The 14342-nt window shown below is 33.9% G+C and carries 7 protein-coding genes; all 7 read right to left on the minus strand.

The genetic code is table 11. The features are described from left to right. Positions 1-9: 9 nt before the first annotated feature. Entirely contained in the window at positions 10-2670 is a 2661-nt protein-coding gene (locus ACFPTQ_RS11030) for a glycoside hydrolase family 3 protein (protein ID WP_379777512.1), read from the minus strand. Positions 2671-2685: 15 nt separating this feature from the next. Next, on the minus strand, positions 2686-4926 hold the full coding sequence (locus ACFPTQ_RS11035) for a GH92 family glycosyl hydrolase (RefSeq protein ID WP_379777514.1): 2241 nt from the start codon (positions 4924-4926) through the stop codon (positions 2686-2688). Positions 4927-4935: 9 nt separating this feature from the next. Next, positions 4936-6420 carry an alpha-L-fucosidase gene (locus ACFPTQ_RS11040; RefSeq protein ID WP_379777516.1) on the minus strand — a complete coding sequence of 495 codons (1485 nt, stop codon included), beginning with the start codon at positions 6418-6420 and terminating at the stop codon, positions 4936-4938. An 88-nt stretch (positions 6421-6508) separates the two neighbouring features. After that, positions 6509-7834 carry an alpha-L-fucosidase gene (locus ACFPTQ_RS11045; RefSeq protein WP_379777518.1) on the minus strand — a complete coding sequence of 442 codons (1326 nt, stop codon included), beginning with the start codon at positions 7832-7834 and terminating at the stop codon, positions 6509-6511. Positions 7835-7837: 3 nt separating this feature from the next. Then, positions 7838-10159 (minus strand): family 20 glycosylhydrolase, encoded by a 2322-nt coding sequence (locus ACFPTQ_RS11050; protein ID WP_379777520.1) that lies wholly within the window; start codon positions 10157-10159, stop codon positions 7838-7840. Between the two features lie 6 nt (positions 10160-10165). Then, positions 10166-13312: a glycoside hydrolase family 2 TIM barrel-domain containing protein gene (locus tag ACFPTQ_RS11055; RefSeq protein WP_379777522.1), complete on the minus strand. Its 3147-nt coding sequence runs from the start codon at positions 13310-13312 to the stop codon at positions 10166-10168. 10 nt (positions 13313-13322) lie between these two features. Further along, complete coding sequence (locus ACFPTQ_RS11060) at positions 13323-14342, minus strand: isoaspartyl peptidase/L-asparaginase family protein (protein ID WP_379777524.1); 1020 nt, start codon at positions 14340-14342, stop codon at positions 13323-13325.

A 14342-nucleotide genomic window follows, 5' to 3' on the forward strand; every position in this document is an offset into this window, starting at 1 on the left:
ATACTAAATTTAATTTACAACTCTAAATTTTGATTTCATTAACTCAAACGAGTTACCTCCTACCATTACTTCAAAATCGCCTGGTTCTACTACTCTTTTCATCTCACGATTCCATAGTGATAATTCTTCTGGAGTCAAGGTGAATTCCACATGTTTTGTTTCTCCTTTTTTGATAAAAATGCGTTTGAAACCTTTCAAAGTTTTTCTGGGAGTAGTTACTGTACTATACACATCGTTAATATACAATTGGGCAACTTCTTCTCCGTCTACATTCCCAGTATTTTTGATATCAACACCTACCTTTATTTCGCCATTGGTTTTAATTTCTGTAGCACTCAATGTCAAATTCGAATACTCAAAAGTCGTATAACTTAATCCATAACCAAAAGTATATAACGGATTTTCGCTTTCACTCACATATCTGTGAATGGCCGATGGTTTTTGGTTATAATAAATAGGCAATTGCCCTACTGATTTTGGGAATGTTATAGGCAATCTTCCAGCTGGATTGTAATCACCGAATAAAACATCGGCTACAGCTTTTCCTCCTGCTTCCCCAGGAAACCAACCTTCAACAATAGCAGGTATATTATCATTAATCCAGTTTACTGATAATGGACGACCGTTTAACAAAACACAAACTACTGGAGTTCCTGTTTTTTGAATGGCTTCGATTAATTCTTGTTGCATTCCATGTAAATCCAATGTAGCAACATCTCTATTCTCTTCTACTAATTCATTTGATTCTCCTAAAACAACCACAGCTACGTCCGCCTTTTTAGCAATATCAATCGCTGGTTGAAAGTTTACTTTTTCCAAATTCCAACGCAGGTGTGCTCTGGCTCCCCAGCCTCCTTCCCACATTTCAATGCGAACTTTATATTTTTTTCCTGCTTCTATATTCTTAGGTGTGGTAACAATACTAGTTGCTCCTTTAGTCCAGTTGTCAATTACTAATTGGTCATCAATCCACATTCTGATTCCGTCATCCGAACTCAAACCCAACCAACCATCAAAAGAACGATCTGATTGGATGTATCCAGTCCAACGAATGGAAAAATCATCATCAGTAACACCATCTCCCGGTGACCATGGCCAATCAAAAGCCAATTGGCTATCAATTCGAGTTAAAGCTGGCTTTCCTTCTACATTTCGGTTGTTGAAATATTCTGCTTTCAATCCGTTTTGAGAACCGTCTGGAGTTAATAAATATTTCGATGGAATGATTTGTCCTTTTACAATCAAAGGTACACCTTCTTCGTAAAGCACATTAGCTTTATCACCAACTAGTTCTTTAATTCCTTCTAAAACTGTTTTACCCACTTTATTTTTTGGCGAATAACCACCTAAACGAGATTCATTTGCATTTGGACCAATCACCGCAATTGTTTTTAAATCTTTATTAAGTGGTAAAAGATTGTTTTGATTTTTTAACAACACAATTGATTTGTGAGCAGCTTCTAGAGCAACTTCTTGATTTTCTTTTGTATGAAAACGGAGTTTAATCAAACTTTTATCGGTATAGGGATTTTCAAATAATCCTAATAAGAATTTCAAACGCAATACACCTCCAGCAGCACGGTCAATTTGAGCCATATTTAATTTATTTTCATTTACCAATTCTATAATGGTTTGTTGCCAAAATTCATTCGTAAAATCATAAAATTGCATATCAACACCAGCCGCAATTGCCTGATGAATACTTTCTTTTGGAGAATCAGTAACATAATGTGTCGTTTGCAAATATTTAATCGCCCCTAAATCGGAAACAACAATTCCTTTAAAGCCCCATTCTTCTCTTAAAACATCAGTTAATAGCCAATGATTTTCAGCACAAGGAACTCCATCCAATTCAGAATAAGCACACATAGTTCCCAATGCTCCCCCTTTTCTGAAGGCTTTTTCAAAAGAAGGTAAATGATCTTCACGAGCTGAACGTTCACCCACTAAAATTGGCGATGAATTACCTCCTGCTTGCGGAATCCCATGAACAGCAAAGTGTTTCGGTTCAGCTATAATAGAACGATCCGATTTCAAATCATCTCCTTGCATCCCTTTTATCATTCCTAAACCAATTTCACTATTCAAATAAGCGTCTTCACCAAAAGTTTCAGCTACTCTCCCCCAACGCGGTTCACGACCTAAGTCTAAATTTGGACCTAAACCAAAATGAACACCATGAGCTCTGGCTTCCGATCCAATTACCTGACCCACTTTTTGCATCAAGTTAGTATCCCAAGTAGCTCCTAAACCAATATTCATCGGGAAAGCGGTACTTCCTTCGTCCAAATAACCATGTAACATTTCACACATAATTAAAGCTGGAATGCCCCAACGGTTATTTTTGATTACTTCAGCCTGTAAATCATTAATCATTTTTGCCGAACGCGGATAAATATCATGAATGGCTCCAATACCTAATTTTCCAATTTTTGCATTTGATTTTGATTTGGAAAATTCCTCTTTGTCTTTGAAAAATTCGCCTTTGTACATATCCATTTGGCGTACTTTTTCTTCCAAAGTCATTCGGCTTAACAAATCTTTTACACGTTCCTCAACTCCTAATTTTGGATCCTGATACGGATATTTTTTTTGGGCAAAAGAAGTGTTAAAAAAACTTATTGTCATTACAAAAACAACAGCTGACTTTTTTAGTTTTAATTCAATCATATTCTAGGGTTTGATTTAATTTTGAATTACTTTAAGAATATTTCCGTTAACAAATTCATCATGCGAAATAAAGTAACTATTTATTTTTTTTCCGTTTAGTTCAATGGCTTTAATTTTACCATCTTGATTTTTTTCTTTCTCGATTACAACAACTTTCTTTTGGTAATAATTAGAGTCTAATGCTATTGTTATTTTATCAAACATAGGAGTTGTAATAGTGTAAACAGGTGCTCCTGGCGCAATAGGATAAATACCCATCATTGAATAAACTAACCAAGCCGACATCGTTCCTGTATCATCATTTCCAGGTAAACCTTTAGGGTGATTGGTAAAATACTGATGTACTAATTTCTTAACCAAATCCTGAGCTTTCCATTCCTCTCCCTTTAAATAATTAAACAAATAAGGATATACAATATCTGGTTCGTTAGCCATGTCAAATTGTTTGGTATCAAAAACTTTTTGTAACTGATTTGAAAAAGATTTTTCACCTCCCATTAGTTTAATTAAGCCTTTTATATCATGAGGAACCATAAAAGCATATTGCCAAGCATTGCCTTCAATAAATCCGACATTTTCTTCAAAATTAGCTCCTGAATTTGGATCAAATGGCTCGTACCATTTTCCATTGGCCAATCGTGGACGTAAAAGTTTTAAATTTTCATCGAATAATTTTCGATAAGACAAAGAGCGATTTTTAAATCGTAAAAAATCTTCCTTTTTTCCAAGTTCCTTAGCCAAAAGGGAAATTGCATAATCAGCAGCATTATATTCTTGCGTAGTTGAAACAGGTCCTTTAGCATTTGTTGTTAAATATCCTTTTTCGATATAGTCTTTTAATCCATTTCGTAAAGGATTAGCTGTCAATTGGTCGGCTCCTTTTAACATGGCTTGATAGGCTTTTTGAACATCAAAATCTCGAATTCCTTTTAGATACGTATCTGCAATTACAATACTAGCAGGATCTCCCACCATCGTAAATGTTTCTGTTGAATTCAACTCCCACTTAGGTAACCAGCCATTTTCATCATACATTTGAAGCATGCTTTTTACCATATCCGATTGTTGTTTTGGATAAACCAAAGACATCAATTGATGCAAGTTACGATAGGTATCCCACAATGAAAATACAGTATATCGGGTTCCATCTGTCTTAGCAATTTTGGTTCTTTTTATTTCTGGATATTCTCCATTTACATCATTCAGTGTATTGGGATGAATTAATGTATGATACAAGGCCGTATAGAAAATAGTTTTATCTTCCTTTGTCCCCCCTTCTACTAAAATTTTAGAAAGTGCTTCGTTCCATTCGTTATAAGTAGCTTTGTAAACAGCGTCAAAAGACTGATTAGCTGTTTCTTTTTCTAAATTTTCTCTTGCATTTGCAATACTTACGTAGGAAACTCCAATTTTGACTTCTACAACTTCATCTTTATCAAAATTATACCTAAAATAAGTACCAATACTATCTCCTACAACCGTTTTGGTCGTATTTTCCATCATTCTGGTTTTACCGTTATAGCCCATCCATTGTGCTTCGGCACCTTCATATTTTGATGGTTTTTTCCAAACACCAAACGTCGTTGCTGGTTTTGAAAATTGGGCTACAAAATACACAGGATAAGCGTCCTCTGGACTGTTATAACAAAAAGATCCTACACTACGCATTCCTTCAATTTCAGTTGGAGACACTACCTTTACCATTGCTCCTTCTTCATTGGTTAAACCAACACCCAAATTGAGTAAAATATTGGACTGCCCTTTCGGGAAAGTAAATTTACTTACTCCCACTCTTTTGGAAGCTGTAAATTCGGCTTTAATATTATATTTGTCTAGAGTTAGTCCATAATAGGCTGTTTTTGCCACTTCGTTCGAATAGGTTGAACCATATTTCAAATGATTGGTTTCAATATTTCCGGTAATTGGCATGAGTAAAATAACCCCTAAATCGGGACAACCCACACCACTTAAATTTACATGACTAAAACCCGTTAGAAATTTATTTTCATTTACATAAGGATTAGACAACCACTGACTATCTTTTTCTAAAGGGCGATTTTGCGGACCAGATACATTAAACGGACTAATACTAGCCATTCCTCTTGGTGCTATGGGTCCCGGAATACAGGCACCAAAATTTGAAGTCCCAATAAAGGGATTTACATAATCAGCCGGTTGTTGAGCCAGTAGAAGTGTGCTAAAAAACAGCATGCTTACACATGCTGTTTGTAGTAGTATCCTTTTGTTTAAAAGCATAATTTAATTTTATCTATTAATCGATTCAATTTTTAACGTCCAAGCTTCTTTGCAAGGCAAATTATTTCTTAAATTTTCAGGAATTGAAACTTTAAATCCTTTGTCTAATTTAGTCCATTTCAATGCAGTTTTTGAACCTAACAGCGTAATTTTCGTTCCTTTTTTAGGACTAATTGATTGCACAACAACTTCAGTTGGAAGTTTATTTTCTCCTTCTTTAGCTAAATAGAATGCAAACACATTACCCACTTTATTTTGTGTAAAACAGATATTTCCTTCTTTATACGGCTCAATTGGTTTCGTATTATAAATTGCTGTACTATTTACCTTCATCCAATCGCCATAAGCTTGTAACAAATCATAAGCTCCCTTATCCCATTCTCCTTCTGGACTTGGAGCAATATTAAGTAATAAGTTTCCACCTTTTGCCACAATATCAATCAACAAGTGAATCCCTTCTTTTCCGGTAAAATATTTTGCATCAGGAGTATAAGACCATCCTCCACCTGCTGGAATACAAGATTCCCATGGGTAAGGCAATGTTTTAGCAGGAACGCGTCCTTCAGGAGTTAAGTAATTTTGATTTTTACCATGAACAGCTCTATCGACAACGATTAATCCTGGTTGTTTTGCACGCGCTTTAACAACTAACTCATCCATTTTTGGATCTTGATCTACTACTCTATGCTTGATGAAACCATTTTTAGCTTCATTTTCAGCAAATTTTTCATCGTAATTTTCTTTGATATTTACTTGGTCTCTTTTTCGAACCCATCCACCATCTAACCATAAAATATCAACTTTACCATAGTTAGTTAAGATTTCTAAAATTTGGTTGTGTGTAAAATCAACAAATTTTTGCCATTTTTCTGGATATAAAGCTGGATCATAGTTTACATTTCTGTCAAATGGAGGAAAATAAGGATCCCAATAATAGGGACTATGCCAATCTGGTTTAGAAAAATAAGCACCAGTAGAAATTCCAACGCCTCTAAATGAATTGAAAACTTCTTTTAAAACATCGGCTTTAGGATTTGTGTGAAAAGGAACGTCTTTGTTTGTTATTTTATAATCAGAATATTTTGTATCATACATATTAAAACCATCATGGTGTTTTGTAGTGAAAACCATGTATTTCATACCAGCATATTTTGCAGCTTTAGCCCATTTTTCTGGATCAAATTTTACAGGATTAAATGTTTTTCTTAATCCCTCATAATCGGCAATGTATTGATTGTAATTAGCTGGATTACTTCCTTTTTTTCTTTCACACCATCCATAATCTTCAGGACAAATTGACCAGGATTCTACAATTCCCCATTGTGAATAAGTCCCCCAATGCATTAACAATCCGAATTTTTTTCCTTGCCATTCATCTAAATTTTTCAGTACTAATGGGTCGGTCTCTGGAACGTATCTTTCATCTTCATAAATGGCTTGTGAAAATAGTTGAACCGAAAACAAAACGGCTAATATGAATAATCCTTTTTTCATCTTATTATATTTAATATTTATTTATTTTAAATAGTTAACCTATTTTTTATTTCAATTTCAGTAAAGAAATTTACTATTTCATTTATAGTTAATTACTTTCAATTACCTGTCCTTTTTCTCTGTATAAATCTACTGGACCGTTCAAATGAATAGCGATTACCGTAACTTCTTTATCCTGCACTTCTTCTGGTAAATCAATATAAAGTAAACCTGGTACCTCACTCCAATATTGTTTTCCTACTACTTTATAATTTAATTTTGCTCCATTTCCAACTACCCATACCCTATTGACAGCATTTTTTAGACCTTTAATCAACAAAGGACCGTTTGGTTTATTATCTACGTACAAATACAATATCGATTTATCTTTAGAAAGAGCTGTATATCCATTAAAATGGCCATGTGGAATACCTGCTCGGGTGCCATAAATTGCAGCTTCATGTTTGGAAGTCCATCTACCCAAATCTTTCAAAATTGTTATTTGTTCATCAGGTATCGTTCCATCCGCTTTAGGCCCAATATCCAACAATAAATTACCTCCCATGCTAATACAATCAACTAAAATTCGAATTACTTGATTAGAAGTTTTGTAATTTTTATCATTGCCTTGGTATCCCCAAGAATTATTTGTTGTCATACATAATTCCCAATATTCATTATCTGGTTTGGTAATTGGAATTCCTTGTTCTGGAGTAGCATAATCACCATAACCTTGTAATCTGGAATTGATAACTGTAGTTGGTGTCATTTCTAATAATAAATCTCTAATTTCTTTAGCTTTCCATTTTTCTGCTGATTGTTCCCAATCGCCATCAAACCAATACAAATCTGGATTAAACTTGGTTAACTCAGACAATTGACCAAAATTAAACTTAGTAAAAGTCTCCCATTTCTTAGCATCATTTTCATAACGTTTTTCAGTTCTAGTGAAATTCGGGTAGTTAGGATTTGACCAATCCAACAAGGAATAATACAAACCTACTTTCAAATTTTCTTTTCTAGCTGCGTTGACAAAAGGTGTAATCAAATCCTTTTTGGCTTTTGATTTTTTCAACACATTTAATTCGCTCAATTTCGTATCCCAAAGCGCTACCCCATCGTGATGTTTAGTAGTAATTACAGTATATTTTGCCCCTGATTCTTTGATTAATTTAGCCCAATTTTCTGGATTGTAATTCTTTGCATTAAAACCATCCAATTGCTTCATGTAATCTGTATAAGAAATATAGTTGTTATAAAACGACCATGATTCGTCTATACCATTTACAGCATAAATTCCCCAATGGATAAAAATACCTAACTTGGCATCTTTAAACCATTCTAAGCGTTGTTCTTTGGTCAACTTTTCATCTTGGGCAAAAGCTGACTGTAAAAACAAACAAGAAACGATTGTAACGATTATTAAATTTTTCATCTATTACTGAACTAAAATTTCATCAAAAAACATAAAGGAACTATCACCTTTAGGACTCGTCTTCAAGTTAGTCGCAATTACTTTTACATATCTCGCTTTTGTAGTATCAAAATTGATTGTAAAATCTTTTATTTCGGCATTTAAGTTAGGTACATAGGGACGAGCTAATTGACCTACTTCTTTAAAATTTACCCCATCATTCGACAGTAAAACTTGAATTTTTATAGGAAAATAAATTCCTGAACCTTGACTTTCTAAAGCACCTAAAGTAAGCTGATGAATAGCTGTATTTTCATCCATATCAATAGTTGCTTCCATATCATTGACCAACCAAGCCTGCCATTGTCCGTCATGAAAATTTTTGGATCCTCGTACTACATCTACTAAGCTCAATGGACTACTTCCCTGATAACTTTTATGATATGAATTTTTAAAAGTAATTTTTTTAGCTACTGCCTTATGAAACTTAATAGAATCTATATATACTTTCCCAACTGGTCTATCATTTTGAAATAATGAAGCTTTTAGAACGGTCGATTCCGTAATTGTAATTACATCTTTGTATGGAATCGCCTGAGTATTAATATCGCCTTTTCCTAAAACGTATCGAATATCTGCATTAGAAAACTCATTTTTAAGGCTAATATTTAATTGCTTGTTTTGGATATTCGCATTAGTAATACTTGATACTAAAAAAGCACTTTTTGCATAATTAATTCCTAAGAAATCATAACGTTCCAATAGAGTAGGTAACCTTTTGGTAAAATCAGTCCAATTTCGTGCTTCTTTTTGACTCCATAAAACTTCTGACATCGCAGCAATTCTAGGGAAAATCATATATTCTGATTGTTGCGTAGTAGGAATATATTCAGACCATAAATTAGCCTGTCCTCCTAAAACATATTTAGCTTGTTCTGGAGACATTTCTTTTACAACGGGATCAAAACCATACACCTTACTAATTGGAGAATAACCTCCAAAAGCAATGGGTTCATCATTTTGAGGGCCTTGATAATGATCAAAATAGCAATGCGATTGTGGAGACATAATTACATCATGTCCGTGTTTAGAGGCTTCGATGCCTCCTTCGTTACCTTGCCAACTCATAACGGTTGCTTCAGGAGCTAGACCACCTTCTAAAATTTCATCCCAACCAATTAACTTTTTCCCTTTAGAAACGATATATTTTTCAATTCTTTTTACAAAATAACTTTGTAATTCATGGGTGTTCTTTAAAGATTCCTCTTGCATTCTTTTTTGACAATGAGGACATTTTTCCCAATTGGTTTTGGTTGCTTCATCCCCACCTATATGAATGTATTTAGATGGAAAAATAGTCATTACTTCGTCTAAAACATTTTGCAAAAACTCAAAAGTCGATTCTTTACCAGCACAATAAATATCTGTTATTGGCCAAACACCTCCAGATGGTACGCCAATACGTTGATTAAAACAAGCTAATTCTGGATAAGCGGCAATAGCGCAACTTACATGAGCAGGCATTTCTATTTCAGGAATGATTTGAATATTTTTCTTTTGAGCATATTTTACAATTTCTTTTAGCTCTTCTTGAGTCAAAAAACCTCCATAAGTGCCTTTTTCATCTGGATCTACTTTTAATCTCGCATTCCAGGCTAAATTTTCCTGATTGACTCTCCAAGCGCCAACATCAGTCAATTTTGGATATTTTTTTATTTCAATTCGCCAACCTTGATCATCTACTAAATGTAAATGCAAGATATTCATTTTCAACATCGCCAAACGATCTATGGTAGCCATAATATATGATTTGTCGAAAAAATGACGCGATAAATCTAACATCAAACCTCTCCATTGAAAACGAGGTTCATCGGTTATGATACCATTTGGAACAGACCAATCTACATTAGCTATTTGTTTTTTACTTTCAATAGCAGTAGGCAATAATTGTCGCACACTTTCTAGACCATAAATAAAACCTGCGTTTTCACTGGCTGAAATGATGATACTTTTGGATGAAATATCCAATATATAGGCTTCTCTATTTAATTTTTTATCAACTTTAAAAGTGATGTAATTCGTTTTAACCTTTTTAGTTGTCAACTGAGGTTTCCATCCAGCTGCCATTTGAAATTTAGCAATCAAAGCATTGGCAATTTCCTTTTGATCCTCTCCTTTTACAACAAACTTGGTATTAGATGAAAATTGAAATTTTCCTTCTTTCACAATAGAGCTAAGTGGTTTGGGAATGATCGTATTCGTTTGATTTTGAGCCACTATTTCTGTAGTTGTTCCATACAGAAATGCTACTAAAATAAATGCAAGTATTTGTTTAAATTTTGTCATAATGACTTATTTTAATTTGGGTTTAATTGTAAATTGGTATTTATAAATAGAATCTAAAAGTCGGTATTTTTCCATAGGCCAAGATTGCCAGCTATCAATACCACCCACACCCATTTGTTTATAATCAATTTTTAAACTGGTCAATTCTCTTTCCTGAAGATCAGCCGCATGACGTTGATCTTTTTGTAAACCATCATCTAAATCTTCATTCAAAAAATGCAAAGCTGTAAAACTTAATAATTCATCTGATGAAATACTTAATTGAATAGTATCATTTGACAAATTCAACCATCGTACTGCAGTTTTATTTCCCGTTTCCTGTGGGCGTATATAAGGATAATATTGCTCAGAAACAGATTGTTTGTACAATCCTACTGCCGGACTGTAATCTCTGTCTATATAATTTTCATGAGGTCCTTTTCCATAGTATTCCAAAGTATTAAAATTCTTTGGTAACACTAATTCCATCCCAAATCTAGGAAGCATCGGAACCTTTTTAGTCTTATCTATGGTTAATAGTTGTTGGACATTAATTTCTCCATTGCTATTAATCTCATATTGTAATTGTAACACCGAAGATACTTCGGCTAAACTATAATTAAATTTAACCACAAAAGTGTGTTTTTTTGTTTCCTGATAGTTCCAATCCAGCAATTTTATATTTTGAATAGCTAATTTCCAAGGTAATAGCTGATCTTGCAATCCAGCTCCAAAATCATTATCATTTGGGGCACGCCAAAAATTAGGACGCATTTGATAACCCTCTTTTAAAATAGATTGATTTTCAAATAGGTAAGAAGAAATAAAGCCTGTTTTTGTATCAAAAGTCATTTGAGTTGTATTTCCTTTGAAAGTAATTGCATTTGCAGTTTTTTCAACCTGCATTTTATGAGCTGATGCTACCGTAATGTCATTTTTCCAATTTCCTTGAAAAGCCAATTGTTCTCTTGCTATTTCAAAATCTCTTGGTAAAAAAGGCTCTTCCTTTTTTAATTGATAACTTACATTAATAAAAGCTTCTTGGAATTTCTTTCCCTTTATTTCAATTGGTAAAATAAAATTTTGTGATTCTTGAGGATTAATATTTAGGTTTTCAATTACTCCTTTACTGTCTACAATTCCATCTAAAACTAATTCCCAATGCAATCGTACGTTCGATAAATCTTTAAAGAAAAACTCATTGAAAACCTTAATGCTTTTCTGTTCTTTATCATTCCAAGATGTCAGTATGTCTTGGTAAACCTTTCTAACTTCAAAAGCATGTGGATGTGGTTGTCTTTCTGGATTAAAAACACCATTGTTTAAAAAATTATTATCGCTAGGTACATCTTTGGGACCAAAATCTCCTCCGTAAGCAAAAAATCGAGTTCCGTCTTCTTTAGTTTTATAAACTGATTGATCAATCATGTCCCAAATAAAACCGCCTTGAAAATTTTTATGAGCTCTTATTACATCCCAATAATCTTTAAAATTTCCCATTGAATTTCCCATCGCATGCGCATATTCACTCAAAATATACGGACGCTCAGGATTAGGATTAGCAAGTATATATTCTTCCATTGCCGTTGGAGCACTATACTGAGGATCAATAATATCCGAATTCCAATCGAATTTCATGTTTTTACCATCCCATGCAGCATAAGAAGCCCTTTCGTACTGTATAGGTCTTGAATTATCACGGTTTCTCAACCATAAATAAGCTCGGTAAAAATTATAGCCGTTTCCGGCTTCATTACCCAAACTCCAAATAATGATAGAAGGATGATTTTTATCTCTTTCAACCATTCTTTGAATCCGCTGCAAATGAGCCAATTCCCAATCTGGTTTATTACCTAGTGTTTTACTAGTTTCGTAACCCATACCATGAGATTCCAAATTAGCTTCGTCCACTACATAAATTCCATATTTATCACACAATTCATAGAAATATTCATCATTTGGATAATGTGACATTCTTAGGGCGTTGATATTATATTGTTTCAATAATTTGATATCTACTTCCATTCGGGCTCTGGAAATAGTTTGCCCAGTGGTTGGATCTGTTTCTTGACGATTTACTCCTTTGATATAAACTGCTTTACCGTTTACTAGAAGTTGGCCACCTTTAATCTCTATTTTTCTAAAGCCAACATGTTGCGGAATCACTTCTACAACTTTCCCTTTTTTATCTTTTAAAGTAAAAATAACTTGGTATAAATTGGGCGTTTCTGCACTCCACTTTCTTGGATTATTTACTGTAAAATCAAAACTAAATCTATCTTTAATCCCTTTTAATTCAATACTTTTTGAAGCTAAAACTGATGCTGCATCCTTTAACTGTACTTCTAGAGAATAATTATTTTTTGTTGTTAGACCTGCCATAACAGCCGTTATATTCAAAGAAGCATTTTGATAAGCTGCATCTAAATCGGATTTAATTTCAATATCTTTGATATGAACACTATTTCTGGAGTATATATAACTTTCTCTTGTAATACCACTCATTCTCCAAAAATCCTGACACTCTAAATAAGAACCATCATTCCATTTCATTACCTTGAGAACGATAAGGTTTTTACCTATTTTGACAAATGGGCTAATATTAAATTCTTGAGGCAACTTTCCATCTTCGCCATAACCCACATATTGACCATTAATCCAAACCGTTAAATTTGATTTCGCCGCGCCAATGTGAAGAAATATTGCTTTTCCTTTCCAATTTTCACCAATAGTAATCTCTCTTCTATAAACCCCTGTAGGATTATAATTTACGGGAACAAAAGGTGAATTGATAGCTATATATTTAGCAAAATCGTAAGTGGTGTTGGTATATACCGGATATCCATAGCCATTTACATCCCAAGTGGCTGGAATTTTAAAAATATCCCAATTTGAATCATCAAAATCACTTTTTTCAAAACCTTTAGGCAAGTCATTTGGACTTGTAACATAGTTAAACTTCCAAGGCCCATTTATATCTAGATAGTTTTTTGAAAGTTTCCAATTATTGTTGGTAAGCTGATGCTCATTTTCATAAACGAAATAATCAGCATGCATTGGTTCTCTATTCTCTTCATTGATCTTCTCATTTAGCCAATAAGGAACTGATTCCTGCGCAATAGTAGGAATAAAAGAGATTAGTAAAAAAGTAACTATGAAAAGTGATTTTGTCATGCAATATTTATTAGTTGTCCCAAGTCATTTTAAACTTAGCATCTTCCATTCGGTTTCCTTTATCCTCATCACAAATAGCATAATTGAAACCAGAACGTAAACTATAGGCTCCATGTTCCCCTTTTTTATTCAAGGCAATGAATCCTACTTGTAAATATTCCATATCTCTATGGTTTTTATGTTTTTCGTAGATACGTTCTGTAATTTCCTTGCAAGCTTCATAAGGTGTTTTTCCCTGACGCATTAATTCAACCACCATGGCGCTTCCTGCTGTTCTTATAACGGCCTCTCCTAATCCTGTCGCAGCAGCAGCTCCTACTTCATTATCCAAAAAAAGACCCGCTCCAATAATAGGTGAATCACCTACACGACCATGCATTTTCCAGGCAGCACCACTTGTGGTACATCCACCTGCCAAATTACCATCGGCATCAATCATTAGCATACTTATGGTGTCGTGATTTTCAAAATTAATAACGGGTTTGTATTTGGATTCTTCTAACCATTTTTTCCAATCTTTTTCAGCTTCAGCTGTCAATAAATTTTCTTCTTTAAATCCTTCTGCTAAAGCAAATTGTAAAGCACCTGCTCCGGATAACATCACGTGAGGAGTGTTCTCCAATACTCTTTTAGCAACCGAAATAGGATGCATAATTCCTTGTAAAAAAGAAACGGAACCACAATTACTATTATGATCCATTATACAAGCATCCAAAGTAACTTTACCTTCACGATCAGGATAACCACCATAACCCACACTTCTTACTTTAGGATCTGCCTCAGGAATTCTCAAACCAGCTTCAAGGGCATCTAACGCTTTTTTTCCGGCTTTAATTTGTTTCCAAGTTTCCTCATTAGCTGGCAAACCATGATTCCAAGTTGAAATAACAACAGGCTTCCTTATCTTTTTAACTTTTATAGATTCTTCTCTTTTTGATGTATTCTGAGCGATTGAGTCCAATCCAAAAACAGAACTAACTGCTAGGGTTCCTAAAGTCGTCTTTTTTAAAAAATCTCTTCTGTTTGACAT

The sequence above is a fragment of the Flavobacterium sp. GCM10022190 genome (assembly GCF_042656445.1).
Lineage (GTDB): Bacteria > Bacteroidota > Bacteroidia > Flavobacteriales > Flavobacteriaceae > Flavobacterium > Flavobacterium nitratireducens.

What these genes read in the sequence shown, in the direction of transcription:
- ACFPTQ_RS11060 (WP_379777524.1), bottom strand. Translation starts at nt 14,342, where the DNA reads ATGTCAAACAGAAGAGATTTTTTAAAAAAGACGACTTTAGGAACCCTA.
- ACFPTQ_RS11040 (WP_379777516.1), bottom strand. Translation starts at nt 6,420, where the DNA reads ATGAAAAAAGGATTATTCATATTAGCCGTTTTGTTTTCGGTTCAACTA.
- ACFPTQ_RS11055 (WP_379777522.1), bottom strand. Translation starts at nt 13,312, where the DNA reads ATGACAAAATCACTTTTCATAGTTACTTTTTTACTAATCTCTTTTATT.
- ACFPTQ_RS11035 (WP_379777514.1), bottom strand. Translation starts at nt 4,926, where the DNA reads ATGCTTTTAAACAAAAGGATACTACTACAAACAGCATGTGTAAGCATG.
- ACFPTQ_RS11045 (WP_379777518.1), bottom strand. Translation starts at nt 7,834, where the DNA reads ATGAAAAATTTAATAATCGTTACAATCGTTTCTTGTTTGTTTTTACAG.
- ACFPTQ_RS11050 (WP_379777520.1), bottom strand. Translation starts at nt 10,159, where the DNA reads ATGACAAAATTTAAACAAATACTTGCATTTATTTTAGTAGCATTTCTG.
- ACFPTQ_RS11030 (WP_379777512.1), bottom strand. Translation starts at nt 2,670, where the DNA reads ATGATTGAATTAAAACTAAAAAAGTCAGCTGTTGTTTTTGTAATGACA.